The sequence below is a fragment of the Mediterraneibacter butyricigenes genome (assembly GCF_003574295.1).
Classification (GTDB): domain Bacteria; phylum Bacillota; class Clostridia; order Lachnospirales; family Lachnospiraceae; genus Mediterraneibacter_A; species Mediterraneibacter_A butyricigenes.
Map to the genome: position 1 here is coordinate 2,488,372 of NZ_BHGK01000001.1, position 17,371 is coordinate 2,505,742.

The following is a 17,371-nucleotide window of genomic DNA, read 5'->3' on the forward strand; positions in this document are numbered from 1 at the left end:
CTTAGGAAGAATGTGAGGAAGAGTAAGATGGTTGAGAAGACGATGGACAAAATCGTAGCACTTGCAAAAACCAGAGGATTTGTATATCCGGGTTCCGAGATCTATGGTGGTCTTGCAAATACCTGGGATTACGGAAATCTGGGAGTAGAGCTTAAGAATAATGTAAAAAAAGCATGGTGGAAGAAATTCGTACAGGAATCTCCATACAACGTAGGTGTGGACTGTGCAATCCTGATGAATCCTCAGACATGGGTAGCATCCGGACATCTGGGCGGATTTTCCGATCCGCTGATGGATTGTAAAGAATGTCACGAACGTTTCCGTGCAGATAAACTGATCGAAGATTTCAGCGCAGAGCATGGGATCGAACTGGATGGTTCTGTAGACGGATGGAGCCAGGAGAAGATGACGGCATTTATTGAAGAACATCAGGTTCCGTGTCCGACCTGCGGCAAGCACAATTTCACAGATATCCGTCAGTTCAATCTGATGTTTAAGACATTCCAGGGTGTAACAGAAGACGCAAAGAATACGGTATATTTAAGACCGGAGACTGCACAGGGAATCTTTGTAAACTTTAAGAATGTACAGAGAACCTCCAGAAAGAAACTTCCGTTTGGTATTGCTCAGATTGGTAAATCTTTCCGTAATGAGATCACACCGGGTAACTTTACTTTCCGTACCCGTGAGTTTGAGCAGATGGAACTGGAATTCTTCTGCCAGCCGGATACCGATCTGGAATGGTTTGATTACTGGAAGAAGTTCTGTCTGGACTGGCTGTCTTCTCTGGGACTGAAAGAGGACGAGGTTCGTTATCGTGATCATGATAAAGAAGAACTGTCCTTCTACAGCAAGGCTACAACGGATGTGGAATTCCTGTTCCCGTTTGGATGGGGAGAACTCTGGGGAATTGCAGACCGTACCGATTATGACCTGACTCAGCATCAGAATGAGTCCAAACAGGATCTGACTTACTTCGATGATGAGAAGAAAGAAAAATATATTCCGTATGTAATCGAGCCGTCACTGGGAGCAGACCGTATGGTACTTGCGTTCCTCTGCAGTGCTTATGATGAAGAAAATATCGGAACGGAAGAGAAACCGGATATGCGTACCGTTCTTCACTTCCATCCGGCACTGGCACCGGTTAAGATTGGTGTGCTGCCGCTTTCCAAGAAGCTGAATGAAGGCGCAGAAAAAGTATTCCAGGAACTGTGCAAGACTTACAACTGTGAGTTTGATGACAGAGGAAATATCGGAAAACGTTATCGCCGTCAGGATGAGATCGGAACACCGTTCTGTGTGACTTATGACTTCGATTCCGAAGAAGATGGAGCAGTAACTGTCCGTGATCGTGATACCATGGAACAGGAGCGTATTAAGATCGAAGATCTGAAAGCATACTTTGAGAAAAAATTCGAGTGGTAATCTTAAGAACCCCGGCGGGAGAACTGCCGGGGTTTTTCTGACCATGTGTCTGGAGCCGCTGTTTACAGGGAAAATCTGAAGCAAATTGAAGGAAGAACCGGAAACGGGTCAGAATAGAAAAGAAAGAAAACAACAGACAGGAAAGCATAAGAAAGGAGACAGAAAAATGGACAGAAAGAATGCCTGGAAGACTTATACAGCAGAGGAATTAAAAAAATTAGAAACTGTCAATGAAGACTATAAGAATTGTCTGGACGAGGGGAAGACAGAGCGGGAATGTATCCGTCTGACAATTGAGCGGATTGAGAAAGCAGGATACCGCAATATCGAAGAATGGATCAAGAGTGGGAAGAAAGTGGAAAGTGGAGACAAGATTTATGCAGTCTGCATGAATAAGACAATTGCTATGTTCCATATCGGAGAGCGTCCGCTGGAAGAAGGAATGAACATCTTAGGAGCTCACATTGACTCACCGCGTATCGATGTGAAACAGAATCCGCTCTATGAAAATGAAGAACTGGCTTATCTGGATACCCATTATTATGGCGGAATTAAAAAGTATCAGTGGGTAACTCTTCCGCTGGCTCTTCATGGAGTGATTGTGAAGAAAGACGGAACGGTAGTTCCGGTGAAGATCGGAGAAAAAGAGGACGATCCGGTATTTGTGATCACGGATCTGCTGATCCATCTGGCTGCTAAGCAGATGGAAAAGAAAGCGGCAACCGTGGTAGAAGGGGAAAAATTAGATCTGCTGATCGGAAGCCGTCCGATCGAAGAGGCAGAAGGTCTGGATAAGAAAGAAAAAGAAGCGGTGAAAGCAAATGTACTGGAATTGCTGAAAAAATATTATGACATGGAAGAGGAAGACTTCTTCTCCGCAGAGCTGGAGATTGTTCCGGCAGGAAAAGCAAGAGACTGCGGTCTGGATCGCAGTATGGTACTGGCATACGGACAGGACGACAGAGTCTGCGCATTTACTTCTTTGTTTGCAATGCTGGATGTGGAAAAAACAGAGCGGACAGCCTGCTGCATCCTGGTAGACAAGGAAGAGATTGGAAGTGTAGGCGCAACCGGTATGCATTCCAGATTCTTTGAAAATATCGTGGCAGAGCTGGCAGCACTTTCCGGTGCACCGGCAGAACTGACGGTACGTCGTGCTCTGATGAATTCCAGAATGTTGTCTTCTGATGTCAGTGCGGCATATGATCCTATGTATGCAGAAGTTTTCGAGAAGAGAAGTGCAGCATTTTTCGGCAAAGGCCTGGTGTTTAACAAATTTACAGGCAGCAGAGGAAAGAGTGGCTCCAATGATGCCAATGCAGAATATCTGGCAAAGATCAGAAATGCCATGGATACAGAAGCAGTCGCTTATCAGTTCGCAGAGCTTGGAAAAGTCGATGCAGGAGGCGGCGGAACCATCGCCTATATCATGGCGAATTACGGCATGGAAGTCATTGACAGCGGTGTGGCAGTCTTAAGCATGCACGCACCGTGGGAAGTGACCAGCAAAGCAGATGTATATGAGGCTTATAAAGGTTACAAAGCATTTCTGCGGGAAATGAGATAATAACTGAGGCTGAATGAACCGCAAGGATTACAAAAGAATTCAAATAAAATAATTAAGTGTTGCAATCTCCGGGATTCTCTGCTATACTGAGTCCCGGTAAAAAGAATAGCACTGGCTGTTACTGGTAATGCAGGCAAGACCAAGATCAAAGAGGTACATGTATCATGTGTCCTTTTGTCTTGGTCTTTTTTATTGCATGGGGATTTTCCCCATGCAATAAAAAGCCTCCGGCAGGATGCGCACAGTGGCGGACAACGAAGACGTTGCAGCGGGAAATGCCTTTGGGGATTCGGAAAATGCGCAGTCCGAAGAATCAGAGGAATGCATCCGATAGAAAAGCCGAACAGCACAGAGCAAAACAAAACAGTACAAAACCGTTTGGAGATAAAGTACGAAGGTGTGCAAATAAACCGGCACAAAAGAGTACAGAAAAGGATCGCAAAACGGTGCAGAAAAAGGAGAAAATTATGGATTATAAGGCGTTAGGAAAAAAACTGATCGACCTGGTGGGCGGAACCGAAAACATTCGTCAGCTTACACATTGTGCAACCAGACTTCGGTTTGAATTTTATGATATGGGAAAAGTAAAGACAAAGGAAATTGAAAGCCAGCCGGGCGTAATCAGCGTGGTAGAAAAAGGCGGACAGTTCCAGGTAATTATCGGAAATGAAGTACAGACTGCATTCCGTGCGATCAAGGAAGAGATGAAAGAAGATGGAAACAGTTCAGAGGAAACACAGGAGAGCACTTCCGAGAAAAAAGGAATCGTCAATGAGATCATCAGCGTGATCTCCACAACCTTCACTCCGGTGATCCCGGCACTGATCGGTGGTGGTATGATCAAAGCGGTTCTGTCCATCCTGGTACTGGCAGGTCTGGTGAAAGATACAGAGAGTACTTACACGATTCTGTCCTTTATTTCCGATGCACCGTTCTACTTTATGCCGGTACTTCTGGCATACGGAGCTTCTCTGAAATTTAAGTGCAGCCCGATCATGGCAATGACGATGGCATGTGCACTGTTGTCTCCGACCTGGTCCGGTATCGTGGCAGCAGGAGAATCAGTGGATTTCTTTAAGATTCCGACATTGCTGGTAGATTATTCTTATTCCGTGATCCCGATCATTTTGAGTGTATGGATCCTGTCCTATGTGGAAAAATTTGCAGAGAAATATTCTCCGTCCGTGATTAAATTTTTCCTGAAACCGATGATTATTATGTTTATTGCAATTCCGATCGCACTGATCGTGGTAGGGCCGCTGGGAAATCTGTTAAATGATCTGGTACAGAGCGGAGCAAACTTCTTAAATGACAGAGTAAGCTGGTTGATTCCGATGCTGATGGGTGCCTTCCAGCCGTTCCTGACACTGACCGGAACTGCCTGGGCTATGACTCCGATCGCAACCAGCCAGATTTCAACTCTTGGATATGAAATTGTAAATGGACCGGGTATGCTGGCATCCAACATTGCACAGGGTGGAGCAACTCTGGCAGTCGCCATGAAAACAAAAGATAAAAATCTGAAACAGTTGGCTTCTTCTTCCGGTTTCACAGCCGTGATGGGTATCACAGAGCCGTGTCTGTACGGAGTGCTTCTGAAACTGAAACGTCCGTTTGTAGCTTCCATGATCGGTGGAGCCATCGGTGGAATTTATGCCGGATTATCCGGACTGGTAAGATATGCATTTGTTTCTCCTGGACTGACTGCAATCCCTGCATTTATCGGAGAAAATCCGATGAACGTGGTACATGCGGTCATTACCATTGTGATTTCTTTCGTAGCCGGATTCGCAGCATCCTGGATTCTGGGCTTTAAGGATGAAGGAGCAGAAGTGGAAACAGATGCGGATGGAAAAAGCGAAGCAGACGCAAAGAAAAATGCAGATGGAACGAAGGACGAGGAGGCAGAAACCGCTACAACAAACACAACGAAGAAAGACGAAAAAGCATCTGAGACAAAAGAAATAGCGAGTGAAGTGATCGGGATGCCGGTCAGCGGAAAAGCAGCCCCGTTATCGGAAGTCAATGATACCGTATTTTCCGGAGAAGTGCTTGGAAAAGGCGGGGCCATTTTCCCGGAAGAAGGAAAGGTCTACGCACCGGCAGACGGAACCGTTACTCTGTTCTTTGATACCGGACATGCCATCGGAATGTGCACAGAAAACGGAACCGAACTTCTGATCCATGTAGGAATCGATACCGTGAACCTGGAGGGAAAATATTTTGAACCTCAGGTTACTGTTGACACGAAGGTGAAAAAAGGCGATCTGCTGCTTACCTTTGACCTGGAAGCAATCAAGGCAGAAGGATACGATACGGTCATCCCGGTGATTGTGACCAATACCTCAGATTTCAAAGAAGTCAGTCTGGTAAAGGAAGGAACTGCAAAAGCAGGGGAAGACTTCCTGTGTGTGAAAAGAGGAGAATAGTCCATGAAATACAGTAAATTGAAACCATTTCCGGAACATTTCTTATGGGGTGCATCCACATCTGCCTATCAGGTGGAAGGTGCAGTAAACGAAGATGGAAAAGGAAAATCCATCATCGATATGTATGAACATCCGGCGGATGTGGCAGATTTTGCGGTGGCAAGTGATCATTATCACCGCTACAAAGAAGATATTCGCCTGTTCGCAGAGCTGGGCATGAAAGCCTACCGTTTCTCGGTTGCCTGGACCAGAATCCTTCCGCAGGGAACCGGAGAAGTCAATGAAAAGGGACTGACTTTTTACAGAAATGTGATTGCAGAGTGCAGAAAATACGGAATCGAACCGGTGGTCACCATGTATCATTTTGATCTGCCCTATGCGCTGGAAGAAAAGGGCGGCTGGCTGAATCGTGCGACCATCGATGCGTTTGTGGAATATGCGGAAATTCTGTTTGAAAATTTCGGGAGTAATGTTCATTACTGGCTGACCATCAACGAGCAGAATACCATGATCCTTCATCCGGGAGCCATCGGACTTCCGAAAGGGGGAAAACTTCCGGAGAAGAAAGACATGTATCAGCAGAATCATCACATGATGCTGGCACAGGCAAGGGTTATGAAACTCTTCCATAAAATGATACCGGAAGGAAAGATCGGACCGGCTCTGAACCTGACAGCCATGTATCCGGCAACCTGTGCACCGGAGGATGCCATTGCAGCCCACAACTGGGAAGTCCTGCGTTGCTGGAATTTTGCAGATGTTCCGACAAAAGGATGGTATCATCCGCTGGCCTGGTCTTATATGGAAGACCGTGGAATTGCACCGGAGGTGCTGGAAGGTGACCGCGAGATTTTAAAAGATGCAGCACCGGATTTCCTTGCCATGAATTATTATTCCACGGCAACCATTGCAGCCAGCAAGGGAGATGCCTCGGATGTGGCGGCAAGAGCCGGGGACCAGCAGATCATGTTGGGAGAACAGGGAGTTTATCGACCGGCAGAGAACCCGTATGTGGGAAAAACGGAATATGGATGGGTTGTGGATCCGGTTGGTTTCAGGTATACTTTGAGAAAAGCCTATGAACGATACCATTTACCAATTTTGATCACGGAAAACGGAATCGGAGCTCCGGATGTTCTGGAGGCAGACGGATCAATCCATGACGATTACCGGATTAACTTCATTAAAGAGCATTTACAGCAGATGCGCCTGGCGATTACAGATGGTGTAGAGATGTTGGGATATTGCCCATGGGCAGCCATTGATGTGGTCAGTACCCATCAGGGATACAGAAAACGTTATGGATTTATTTATGTAGATCGGGAAGAATTTGACCTGAAAGAATTGAAACGTTATCCGAAAGACAGTTATTACTGGTATCAGCAGGTGATCCGGGAAAACGGAAGTTCTCTTTAGAAAAAGCAGTGTTGTCGGCTTAGTGAAACAGAAAAAAGATTTCTTTTGGAACCGGAGATAGACGGGAAAGAAGAGTCGCAGGATGGAAGCGCAGTGGGGTATGACAGATGAAGGTCAGAAAGATACTGAATAATAATCTGCTTCTGGTGGAAAATGAATCGGGCCAGGAACAGATTGCTATGGGAAAAGGCTTAAGATTCTCTTATAAAGTTGGAGAAATGTTGAAACCGGAAGATGTGGAAAAAATCTACATCCTAAAAGATGAAAAGCATACAAAGGATTATATCCGTTTGCTGGAGGACGCACCAGACGAATATGTGGAAGTGATTCAAAGTGCGATCCAGATGGTAGAGGAGAAGATGGAGGGAAAATTAGGGGAGCAGATTTTTGTTTCCCTTCTGGATCATTTGATCTTCGCAATCAAGAGGCAGGAGCAAGGAATTGTTCTTCAAAATCGGATGCTTTGGGAAATTCAGAAATTTTATCCAGAAGAATATCTGGTGGCGGAGGAAATGCTGCGGGAAATTAACGAAAAACTGAACGTTGCCCTTCCGGAAGCGGAGATTGGAAATATAGCTTTTCATTTGGTGAATGCCCAAATCCATGGAAAGGAAGAAGGCGGAGCCGAAAACGGAGTTCTGATGGTGCGGATGCTCAAAGATATTTTTCAGATCGTACAGATCTATTATAAGAAGCAGATCGATGAAAAGAGCATCGACTATTCCAGGTTTGTAATCCACGTACAGTTTTTCCTGCAAAGACTTCTGGAAGATAAGATGCTGAAAGATCGGACCGTTTCTCTGTTTGATGCGATGTCGCTGGAAAGCCCGAAAGCGGCGGGATGTGTGGAACAAATTCGAAAATATATCAAAAATCTGCTGGGGAAAGAGATTACCAGAGAGGAACAGGTGTATTTGATTGTTCACATTGCAAGAGTCACAGAAAACTCTTGACGCACAAAGGGAAAACAATTAGAATAGTTATGGTTGAAACTATTAGAAAAAATAGGAGGATTAGAAAATGGCAACAAAATGGGTTTATATGTTCAAAGAGGGTAACGCCGACATGAGAAACCTTCTCGGTGGAAAAGGCGCAAACCTTGCAGAGATGACAAACCTTGGCCTTCCAGTTCCGCAGGGCTTCACGATCACAACAGAAGCTTGTACGCAGTACTATGAAGACGGAAGAAAAATTAATGACGAGATCATGGATCAGATCATGGAAGCAATTACAAAGATGGAAGAGATTACCGGAAAGAAATTCGGGGATAAAGAGAATCCGTTGCTTGTTTCCGTTCGTTCTGGAGCAAGAGCATCCATGCCTGGTATGATGGATACAATCCTGAACCTTGGACTGAACGAAGAGGTTGTTGAGACACTTGCAAAAGCATCCGGCAATCCGCGTTGGGCTTGGGACTGCTACAGAAGATTTATTCAGATGTTCTCTGACGTAGTTATGGAAGTAGGAAAGAAATACTTCGAAGAACTCATCGACAAGATGAAAGAAGAAAAAGGCGTTCAGCAGGACGTTGATCTGACAGCAGAAGACCTGAAGGTACTGGCTGAGCAGTTTAAGGCTGAATACAAAGAGAAGATCGGTTCTGATTTCCCATCCGATCCGAAGGAACAGCTGATGGAAGCTATCAAAGCTGTATTCCGTTCTTGGGACAACCCGCGTGCAAACGTTTATCGTCGTGATAACGATATCCCGTATTCTTGGGGAACCGCTGTTAATGTACAGATGATGGCATTCGGTAACATGGGAGATGACTGTGGTACAGGTGTTGCATTTACACGTGACCCTGCAACAGGAGAAAACGGACTGTTCGGTGAATTCCTGACAAATGCTCAGGGAGAAGACGTAGTAGCCGGAGTACGTACTCCGATGCACATTTCCGAAATGGAAGAGAAATTCCCGGAAGCTTTCGTACAGTTTAAGAATGTATGTGAGACTCTGGAGAAACACTACAGAGATATGCAGGACATGGAGTTTACAGTAGAGCACGGTAAACTGTATATGCTGCAGACACGTAATGGTAAGAGAACAGCAAAGGCTGCTCTGAAGATCGCTTGTGATCTGGTAGATGAAGGAATGAGAACAGAGGAAGAGGCAGTTGCAATGATCGATCCTCGTAACCTGGATTCCCTGCTTCACCCACAGTTCGATGCTGCTGCACTGAAAGCTGCAACACCGATGGCTAAAGCACTTGGAGCATCTCCAGGAGCTGCTTGTGGTAAGATCGTCTTTACAGCAGATGACGCTGTAGCATGGGCTGCTAAGGGAGAAAAGGTTGTTCTGGTTCGTCTGGAGACATCTCCGGAAGATATCACAGGTATGAAGTCTGCTCAGGGTATCCTGACAGTTCGTGGTGGTATGACATCTCACGCTGCCGTAGTTGCACGTGGAATGGGTACATGCTGTGTATCCGGATGTGGTGACATCGTTATGGACGAAGCAAACAAGAAGTTTACTCTGGCTGGAAAAGAATATCATGAGGGAGATTGCATTTCTCTTGATGGATCTACAGGTAATATCTATGACGGAATCATCCCGACCGTAGACGCTACAATCGCAGGTGAATTCGGAAGAATCATGGGATGGGCTGATAAATACAGAACCATGAAGGTTCGTACAAATGCTGATACACCGGCTGACGCTAAGAAAGCTCGTGAGCTTGGTGCAGAAGGTATCGGACTTTGCCGTACAGAGCATATGTTCTTCGAAGGCAACAGAATCGATGCATTCCGTGAGATGATCTGTTCTGAAACAGTAGAAGAAAGAGAAGCAGCACTTGCTAAGATCCTTCCGGAACAGCAGGGAGACTTCGAAAAACTGTATGAGGCACTGGAAGGAAATCCGGTAACCATCCGTTTCCTGGATCCGCCGCTTCATGAGTTCGTTCCGACTGAAGAAGAAGACATCAAGAAACTGGCTGACGCTCAGGGCAAAACTGTTGAGCAGATCAAAGCGATCATCGACAGCCTGCACGAGTTCAACCCGATGATGGGACATCGTGGATGCCGTCTGGCAGTTACTTATCCGGAGATTGCTAAGATGCAGACAAGCGCTGTTATCCGTGCAGCAATCAACGTAAAGAAAGCTCATCCGGATTGGGCAGTTAAGCCGGAGATCATGATCCCATTGGTTGGAGATATCAAAGAGCTTAAATATGTGAAGAAATTCGTTGTTGAGACAGCTGACGCTGAGATCGCAGCAGCTGGAAGCGACCTGGAATATGAAGTAGGTACAATGATCGAGATCCCGAGAGCTGCTCTTACAGCTGACGAGATTGCAAAAGAAGCTGACTTCTTCTGCTTCGGTACAAACGACCTGACTCAGATGACATACGGATTCTCCCGTGATGACGCTGGTAAATTCCTGGATGCTTACTATGATGCTAAGATCTTCGAGAACGACCCATTTGCTAAGCTTGACCAGACAGGTGTTGGTAAGCTTATGGAAATGGCTATCGATCTTGGTAAGCCGGTTAATCCTGCACTGCACGTTGGAATCTGTGGAGAGCATGGTGGAGATCCGTCTTCTGTAGAATTCTGCAACAAGATTGGTCTTGATTATGTATCTTGCTCACCGTTCCGTGTACCGATCGCAAGACTGGCAGCAGCTCAGGCAGCAATTAACCAGAAATAGTATACACTGTAGGTGACTAACATAGAACGTTAATTAGCTTATATAGAAAACCCCTTACATCAATTATGGTGTGAGGGGTTTTTACGTCATGAAGAAAATGTATTGCAGAACGATAATGATTACAGAACTAATGGCTTTGGAAACCAGAAGTATGCTATGGGAAACTTCAAAAACGATATCTTCGGAGATTATATCCGCTACACTCATGCCTCCTGCCATTCATATGTTGTCGTGAACATAGATGGAAAAATATTAGTTGTAAATGGGGAAAATGACGCAGAGACAAAGGAAATCTATCAGAGAATAAGTGAGAAGGTGTCAAAGGAAAGAAAATATTCTATTTTTCTCATTTAGCAAATCTGTTTTAATAGCGTTGACAAATGTGTAAAATGGAACGCTACATTGAATGCTGTGCAAAAGTCACCTCGAAAATCGTTCCCCCAGTCTTGCCTGATTTGATACAAATACTGCCATCATGTACTCTAACGATTTCACGGACAAAAGCAAGACCTAGCCCTACGCCACCCAGCTCCCGGCTTCTGGATTTATCCACACGGAAGAATGGCTCGAACACTCTCTCCCTAAGCTCCTTTGGTATTCCGCTTCCCGTATCTTCTACAGACAGATAAACATGCTTGTTTCTCTGATATGCGGTTACTGTAACCTGTCCGAGCGGATGATTATATTTGATGGCATTCTCAACCAGATTGTATACAAGTCTGTAAATAAGGATATCACTGCCTATCATAGTGGCATCCTCACATTTTCCAATCAGCTTTATATTCTTTTCCACGGCAAGAGGCTCAAGGTCTGCCAAAACCTCTTCAACAATGGCATCCAATATAATTTTATCATCCCTTCCCACCGTTTGAAGCTCACTCATGTCAAGAAGAGTCTTTACCATCCTGTTTAATTTATCATTTTGTTCCGTAACCATTTTTATGGTCTGCAAAGTGTCTGCATCATTTCCCGGGTGAGAGGCAGAATTATATAAATCAAGCTGTACCTGCATTAACGCTAATGGAGTACGCAGCTCATGTGCTGCATTTGCAGTAAACTGTCTCTGTATCTCAAATGCTTCCGACAGACGCTTAAGCATCTTATTATAAGAAATACCCAGCTGGTTCAGTTCCTTAACATTGTTTTCCTCTATTCTTGAATCAGACAGATTCTGAGCCTGTACCTCTTCAATTTTATCTGAAAACTCCCTGATTGGTCTGAGTGCATGCCCGCTTATAAAATAAGTGACGACACCTCCCAAAAGCGCCAGAAAAACCGTGATGATCAGACTGTTTCTTTTATAGTCGGCCTTATTATTGTACACCTGAAACGAAAATTCATCCGCAAACTCATCCCACTTATCGTCCGGTATGCTGATATATATTTCATCTGATTTGTTTCCTTTTTCATCCCCCTGGGACTCTACCGCATCCTGCAGAGAATCGATGTAATGCACACCATTTTTATAGACAAACATAGTCAGGCAGCCACATATAATAGCAATACACAATGTAGTAATGCACGTAAGTCTCCACTGTAGCGACATTCTTTTCATCTGTCAGACTCCTCCCGTATTTTATAGCCTTCACCTACCTTGTTCTGAATGGGATCATATCCCAGCTTCGCTTTAAGCTTTTTTCTAAGTGAAGACATATGTACCCTGATTGCTCCGCTAAAGCTGTCTGCTGTGGCATCCCACACATGCTCTATCAGCTCCTCCTGACTCACCGGTCTGCCTATATTGATAAGTAAATATTCCAAAATACCATTCTCTTTTCTTGTCAGTGGAACCGGCTCTTCCTTTGCATATGCCTCGCGTTTAATCGTATCAAACTTTATTTCTCCGCATTTAAGACATATATCATTCTGTACAAATTTCCTTCTTGTCAGGCTTCTGATACGTGCCTCAAGCTCCTGCAGATGGAATGGTTTTTCCATGTAATCATTTGCTCCTGCATCCAGTCCCTCTACCTTATCAGCAATCTGACCTCTTGCAGATAATATCAAAACCTTAGTTTCATCATTGTATTTTCTAAGCTCCTTAAGAAGCTCCATGCCATCCATCCCCGGCAGATTCAAATCCAAAACTATCAGATCATAATTCTCCGACAGTATACATTCAAGAGCCTCTTTCCCATCATAACAGGTATCCACCTCATAACCGGCAGCATACAGACTCTTTGCAACCATATCACATATTTGTTTCTCATCCTCAACAATTAATAATCTCAAAATGTTCTCCTGCTTCTTAACAATAATTTTACAACCTATATTGTATAATACCAAAGTCAGCTGGTCAACAATACAACAAAAAGGAGCAACATTATGTTGAAATACCAAAAAACATGTCAAATCATTCTGCTTATCTTTGGTGTATCCATGATAAGCTATGGTGCAGTCAGAGGTGAGGCGGCTACAGTGCTTGGTAAAGCAATAAAACTATGTCTGGAGTGTGTCGGAATTGGATAAGGAAAAGAAATTACTATCAAGAAAACTGGCAAAAATACGTGGCTGGATACAGGCCGCAGCAACGCTGCTGACCAATATTCATATTCCAAATTTATTTAAGGGTAAAATATATCAGGGCAATGCAAAAACAGTATGCGTACCCGGATTAAACTGCTACTCCTGCCCTGCCGCGACAGGAGCCTGTCCAATAGGGGCATTTCAGGCGGTTGTCGGATCATCAAAATTTAAGTTTTCATACTACATAACCGGATTTTTTATTTTACTCGGTGTAACTCTCGGCAGATTTATATGTGGTTTTTTGTGCCCATTTGGATGGTTTCAGGATTTACTTCATAAAATCCCCGGAAAGAAATTATCCACAGCCAAACTAAAGCCTCTTAGGTACCTAAAATATGTCATTCTTATTGTTTTCGTTATACTTCTTCCGATGCTTGTAACGAACTCTATAGGAATGGGAGACCCGTTCTTCTGCAAATATATCTGTCCTCAGGGTGTTTTAGAGGGTGCTATACCGTTATCTATTGGAAATGCTGCTATCCGTTCTGCGCTGGGAAAGCTTTTTTCTTTCAAGTGTATGATTTTAATTGCAGTGATTGTACTAAGTATCTTATTTTACAGGCCCTTCTGTAAATGGATTTGTCCGCTTGGAGCAATCTACTCATTATTTAATAAGGTCAGCCTGCTCAAAATCACCGTTGATAGCAGTAAATGTGTCGGATGCGGTCAATGCGCAAAGGCATGTAAGATGGATGTGGATGTGTGTAAGACACCGGATCACCCCGAGTGCATACGCTGCGGTGCCTGCATAAAGGCCTGTCCGAAGGACGCCATCTGCTACCGGTTTATGGGAAAATCATGTCAAAAAAATGACAACAGATAACTATTAAACATTTTACTATTATTTTTAAAGGAGAAATTACTCATGAAAAACAAATTATCATTTATTTCTATTTTTACACTCTGCATAGCATTATCACTTACAGCATGCGGCGGAAAGCAAGCTTCCAACACAGAGTCTAAGAACACTCAGACTGAAGCCGGCTCAGAAGCATCCGGCAAATCAGATTCCAGGCTTGATGATTTATATCAGCAGGAAAATCAGCTTTTTGCAGATCACGCTGATGTGTGGAACAAGGTATTTGGCATGATGAACAAAAGTGACGCCGATTCAAACGGAAATTATGCTGATTATCTTGCCGGTACCGTAGAATCAAACAAGAATTCATTCACAGACGATGAGCTTAAAACACTTAATGAGGATATTGAAACCATACGAAAAATCGAGGAACAGATAGCAGAGCTTGAAAACAAAAATACATCATCAGACGATAACAAGAAGGACAGCTCTAAAGCCTCATCTGTATTCAGTGATTTTTCCGGTGAGGATTTTGATGGCAATAAGGTTGATGACAGCCTGTTTTCCGGTAATGCAGTAACAGTCGTCAATTTCTGGTTTACCGGCTGCAAACCATGTGTTGCTGAATTATCCAAGCTTAACGAATTAAATGATGCTATCAAATCAATGGGCGGAGAAGTTGTTGGCATCAACACTGAGACCTTCGATGGCAATAAAACAGCTATCAAAGAGGCTGCCTCTGTTCTTGAAAGCCAGGGTGTCAAATATCGTAATCTGTCAATTGACTCCTCTAGTGCTGCCGGTAAATATGCCTCAGAAATCCTGGCCTTTCCAACAACTATACTTGTTGACAGAAATGGCAATATTGTAGGCGAACCAATGCTCGGCGGAATTGATAACAAGGACAACTATGATGCCCTTATGAAGCAGATTCAGTCTGTAATTGATGCAGACAGCACAAATAAATAGAGGTCTACATATAAAAAGCTCCTGTGCATTGCACAGAGAGCTTTTTTTGAACATTACTATAATGTCAAGTGTGTTTAATGCACAATCTGATCCGGGTGTGGTTCTCAAATTCTTTTCTGCTTCCCAGCAGTCAATGCGAAGCATATCAATTAGTTCACCATGTCACTTTTATTTTGTGTTATACTGTTTTATAGATTTTTCTTGGTTTCCGCTGCCGCTTCGGTCGGCACAGAGCAGATGTCCACCGGACATCTTGTGGTCTTCGCTTCGCTACGGTCGGTGCAAAGCGGACATCCACTGGATGTCCTGCACCCTTGTATTTTCCCTTATCAGAGTTCGTAAACACTGGTGGGACGATATAACACAAGGGAAACAATAAGGGAAAGCTCACCTGCGACAAATCCAGTGTTTTCAATGGTTTGCGGAGAATTTAATAACAAAATATAACAGTTATTAAATTTCTTAAAACAGGTGAAAGCTCAATCGGAATTGTTTTAATATGTCTTGGATGCGGAAGGCGAACAAAAGCTAATTTCTATTCTGGATAGTTAACAAAGAGAGGTGCATATGCTATGCCAGGTATACTCGTGGTTGAAGATGATGAAAATTTAAATCGTGGAATTACATTTTCACTGAAAAAATCCGGATATGAGGTTTTTTCAGCAGAATCAGTGAAAAAAGCGAAAAGAATTGCAAGTGATCATAATGTGGATGTTACCATTTGTGATGTGAATCTTCCGGATGGGAATGGACTGGAATTTGTAAGGTGGATGAGATGCAATTATAATACATACATTATTTGTCTTACAGCACTGGATCAGGAGATGGATCAGGTCATGGGATATGAAGCAGGGGCAGATGATTATATTACAAAGCCGTTTAGTCTTTCGGTACTTCTTTTGAAAATAGAAGCACATTTCCGTCGCAGACAGGAGAAAACGGAAGCCGGAAAGATGATTTCGGGAGATATCGTATTTATCGCAGGAGAAATGAAAGTCCTGATAAAGAGTCGTGAAATCAGTCTGACAAAAACGGAGTTGAAAATGCTGACTTTTTTTCTTCAGAATCCGAAACAGATTCTTTCAAAAACACAAATATTGGAAAATGTGTTTGATCTGGAAGGGGATTTTGTGGATGAAAATACAATCGCTGTCAATATCAGAAGACTCCGTGAGAAAATCGAAGACAATCCGGCTGCACCGGTCTATATAAAGAATATCAGAGGTCTTGGGTATATATGGAATCAGGAGGTAAGGCAGTGACAAAGAGATATCGCAAGAAGATTACAGTAGTGCTCTCCTTGGTATTACCTGTCATATTATTGTTTGCAATATTAAATTGCTTTACCACGTATGTGTTTTATGAAGATTATAAATATAAAATGAATCTTATGACAGAGATTGCTGCAAAGGAAGAATTTTCCGGGCTGGATGCTGTTTCGGAATTGCTTAAGGATAAGGAGATTGAAACCAACGAACAGGGAAGGCGATTATTGGAGCAATATGGATACTGGGGGAATAAAGGGAATGCATTTTATTCGCAATTCCGGCATCAGGTTATGGTGACCGGTGCTGTAAGTACTGTGATATGCGTGCTTCTTTTGACTTTTTTACTTTATTGGAAGAAAAAAGAAGATGCGTGTCATCAGAAAATTTTAGACCAGTTGGAAGAAATTCTGATCAGATTCCGTGAAAATAAATTTGATGCTTTACTGAAAACGGAAAATCCAGCAGAACTGGAAAAATTGAATGACCAGCTTGAAGCAATCGGACATCATATTCAGTTGCTAAAGGAAGAAGCACGGGAAGAAAAAGAGAGCACGAAAGAAATGGTTTCTGATATCTCTCACCAGTTAAAGACACCGGTTGCAGCTTTGGATACATGTTTTAGTGTGCTGATGCAGAATGACTTAAGTGCCACAGAACAGGAGGAGTTTCGTATCCGTTGTCGGAGTGCTCTGGATGGACTGGAGACATTATTGCAGTCGCTTCTTGAAATATCCAAGATGGAAACTGGACTGATTCAGATTAATAAGAAAAAACTTCCGCTTATGGATACTGTCATATCTGCTGTGAACTGTACTTATCCAAAAGCGGATGAGAAAGAAATTGAATTCGTTTTTGACTATGCAAAAGAGCTGGAAACATGCATGGTTATGCAGGATAAAAGATGGCTTGGTGAAGCTGTGATCAACGTTCTGGATAATGCAATCAAGTACAGCCTGGATGGTTCAAAAATATTTATCCGGTTACAAAAAAGAAACGATCTTGTAAGAATGGAAATTGAGGATCAGGGAATTGGTATTCCGCAGAATGAGTATCACAAAATTTTTCAACGATTTTACAGAGGAAGTTCCAAGGAGGTCATGGAAAAGAGTGGTACAGGAATCGGACTTTTTCTATCGAGAGAAATTATCGAAAAACACGGAGGTACAATCATGGTAACCTCCGGCAAAAAGAAAAAAGGAAGCACGTTTGTGATTCAATTACCATATGTTGGTTAAATTTTAAGTGGGCAGAAATCTTACAATTCTGTAAGACTTCTGCTCGTTTTTTGAAAGTGAAATGAAAGATTGTCCTGATACAATTT

General features: G+C 43.4%; 14 protein-coding genes and 1 pseudogene. 12 read left to right on the forward strand and 3 right to left on the reverse strand.

Annotation, left to right across the window (positions count from 1 at the left end; genetic code table 11):
• Positions 1-27 precede the first annotated feature (27 nt).
• The 7 genes from KGMB01110_RS12225 (at position 28) to KGMB01110_RS12255 (ending at position 10,842) form a co-directional block, all read left to right on the forward strand.
• Positions 28-1,428 carry a glycine--tRNA ligase gene (locus KGMB01110_RS12225; protein WP_117603425.1) on the forward strand — a complete coding sequence of 467 codons (1,401 nt, stop codon included), beginning with the start codon at positions 28-30 and terminating at the stop codon, positions 1,426-1,428.
• A gap of 166 nt (positions 1,429-1,594) precedes the next feature.
• The gene (locus KGMB01110_RS12230; RefSeq protein ID WP_117603488.1) at positions 1,595-2,995 is read left to right on the forward strand and encodes an aminopeptidase; all 1,401 of its coding nucleotides are present in this window, start codon (positions 1,595-1,597) and stop codon (positions 2,993-2,995) included.
• A gap of 164 nt (positions 2,996-3,159) precedes the next feature.
• The gene (locus KGMB01110_RS12235; RefSeq protein ID WP_330508213.1) at positions 3,160-5,424 is read left to right on the forward strand and encodes a beta-glucoside-specific PTS transporter subunit IIABC; all 2,265 of its coding nucleotides are present in this window, start codon (positions 3,160-3,162) and stop codon (positions 5,422-5,424) included.
• 3 nt (positions 5,425-5,427) lie between these two features.
• Complete coding sequence (locus tag KGMB01110_RS12240) at positions 5,428-6,840, forward strand: glycoside hydrolase family 1 protein (RefSeq protein ID WP_119298572.1); 1,413 nt, start codon at positions 5,428-5,430, stop codon at positions 6,838-6,840.
• Between the two features lie 107 nt (positions 6,841-6,947).
• Positions 6,948-7,793, forward strand: a complete 846-nt coding sequence (locus KGMB01110_RS12245; RefSeq protein WP_119298575.1) for a PRD domain-containing protein — start codon at positions 6,948-6,950, stop codon at positions 7,791-7,793.
• A gap of 67 nt (positions 7,794-7,860) precedes the next feature.
• Positions 7,861-10,488, forward strand: coding sequence for a pyruvate, phosphate dikinase (gene ppdK, locus KGMB01110_RS12250; RefSeq protein WP_117603428.1), 2,628 nt, complete (start codon positions 7,861-7,863; stop codon positions 10,486-10,488).
• A 102-nt stretch (positions 10,489-10,590) separates the two neighbouring features.
• Complete coding sequence (locus KGMB01110_RS12255) at positions 10,591-10,842, forward strand: hypothetical protein (protein WP_243112828.1); 252 nt, start codon at positions 10,591-10,593, stop codon at positions 10,840-10,842.
• A 43-nt stretch (positions 10,843-10,885) separates the two neighbouring features.
• On the opposite strand, the gene KGMB01110_RS12260 is transcribed toward KGMB01110_RS12255, so the two are convergent.
• Both KGMB01110_RS12260 and KGMB01110_RS12265 read right to left on the reverse strand, forming a co-directional pair.
• A complete protein-coding gene (locus KGMB01110_RS12260) occupies positions 10,886-12,043 on the reverse strand; it encodes a sensor histidine kinase (RefSeq protein WP_119298577.1) in 1,158 nt (385 codons plus the stop codon).
• Positions 12,040-12,720 carry a response regulator transcription factor gene (locus KGMB01110_RS12265; RefSeq protein ID WP_022024520.1) on the reverse strand — a complete coding sequence of 227 codons (681 nt, stop codon included), beginning with the start codon at positions 12,718-12,720 and terminating at the stop codon, positions 12,040-12,042. Before KGMB01110_RS12265 ends, KGMB01110_RS12260 begins: the two co-directional genes overlap by 4 nt.
• 93 nt (positions 12,721-12,813) lie before the next feature.
• On the opposite strand from KGMB01110_RS12265, the gene KGMB01110_RS15910 reads away from it, so the two are divergent.
• Genes KGMB01110_RS15910 through KGMB01110_RS12280 form a run of 3 tightly spaced genes read left to right on the forward strand, consistent with a single transcriptional unit; the run spans position 12,814 to position 14,782 of the window.
• Positions 12,814-12,957 carry a CD1871A family CXXC motif-containing protein gene (locus tag KGMB01110_RS15910; RefSeq protein WP_119298579.1) on the forward strand — a complete coding sequence of 48 codons (144 nt, stop codon included), beginning with the start codon at positions 12,814-12,816 and terminating at the stop codon, positions 12,955-12,957.
• Positions 12,950-13,837: a 4Fe-4S binding protein gene (locus KGMB01110_RS12275; RefSeq protein ID WP_119298581.1), complete on the forward strand. Its 888-nt coding sequence runs from the start codon at positions 12,950-12,952 to the stop codon at positions 13,835-13,837. The genes KGMB01110_RS15910 and KGMB01110_RS12275 overlap by 8 nt, the downstream gene beginning before the upstream one ends.
• A 42-nt stretch (positions 13,838-13,879) precedes the next feature.
• The gene (locus KGMB01110_RS12280) at positions 13,880-14,782 is read left to right on the forward strand and encodes a TlpA disulfide reductase family protein (protein WP_119298583.1); all 903 of its coding nucleotides are present in this window, start codon (positions 13,880-13,882) and stop codon (positions 14,780-14,782) included.
• A gap of 60 nt (positions 14,783-14,842) precedes the next feature.
• Here KGMB01110_RS12280 and KGMB01110_RS12285 read toward each other — a convergent pair.
• Positions 14,843-14,926: pseudogene (locus KGMB01110_RS12285) on the reverse strand (DUF6061 family protein); the annotation flags it as partial.
• A gap of 428 nt (positions 14,927-15,354) precedes the next feature.
• Between KGMB01110_RS12285 and KGMB01110_RS12290 the strand changes: the two are divergent.
• Both KGMB01110_RS12290 and KGMB01110_RS12295 read left to right on the forward strand, forming a co-directional pair.
• Positions 15,355-16,044: a response regulator transcription factor gene (locus KGMB01110_RS12290; RefSeq protein WP_055181289.1), complete on the forward strand. Its 690-nt coding sequence runs from the start codon at positions 15,355-15,357 to the stop codon at positions 16,042-16,044.
• Entirely contained in the window at positions 16,020-17,285 is a 1,266-nt protein-coding gene (locus tag KGMB01110_RS12295; protein ID WP_119298585.1) for a sensor histidine kinase, read from the forward strand. The genes KGMB01110_RS12290 and KGMB01110_RS12295 overlap by 25 nt, the downstream gene beginning before the upstream one ends.
• Positions 17,286-17,371 lie beyond the last annotated feature (86 nt).

Bases quoted from the DNA above. Each gene is read 5' to 3' on its own strand.
- KGMB01110_RS12225 (WP_117603425.1), top strand. From the start codon at position 28: ATGGTTGAGAAGACGATGGACAAAATCGTAGCACTTGCAAAAACCAGA.
- KGMB01110_RS12230 (WP_117603488.1), top strand. From the start codon at position 1,595: ATGGACAGAAAGAATGCCTGGAAGACTTATACAGCAGAGGAATTAAAA.
- KGMB01110_RS12235 (WP_330508213.1), top strand. From the start codon at position 3,160: ATGTGTCCTTTTGTCTTGGTCTTTTTTATTGCATGGGGATTTTCCCCA.
- KGMB01110_RS12240 (WP_119298572.1), top strand. From the start codon at position 5,428: ATGAAATACAGTAAATTGAAACCATTTCCGGAACATTTCTTATGGGGT.
- KGMB01110_RS12245 (WP_119298575.1), top strand. From the start codon at position 6,948: ATGAAGGTCAGAAAGATACTGAATAATAATCTGCTTCTGGTGGAAAAT.
- ppdK (WP_117603428.1), top strand. From the start codon at position 7,861: ATGGCAACAAAATGGGTTTATATGTTCAAAGAGGGTAACGCCGACATG.
- KGMB01110_RS12260 (WP_119298577.1), bottom strand. From the start codon at position 12,043: ATGAAAAGAATGTCGCTACAGTGGAGACTTACGTGCATTACTACATTG.
- KGMB01110_RS15910 (WP_119298579.1), top strand. From the start codon at position 12,814: ATGTTGAAATACCAAAAAACATGTCAAATCATTCTGCTTATCTTTGGT.
- KGMB01110_RS12280 (WP_119298583.1), top strand. From the start codon at position 13,880: ATGAAAAACAAATTATCATTTATTTCTATTTTTACACTCTGCATAGCA.
- KGMB01110_RS12290 (WP_055181289.1), top strand. From the start codon at position 15,355: ATGCCAGGTATACTCGTGGTTGAAGATGATGAAAATTTAAATCGTGGA.
- KGMB01110_RS12295 (WP_119298585.1), top strand. From the start codon at position 16,020: ATGGAATCAGGAGGTAAGGCAGTGACAAAGAGATATCGCAAGAAGATT.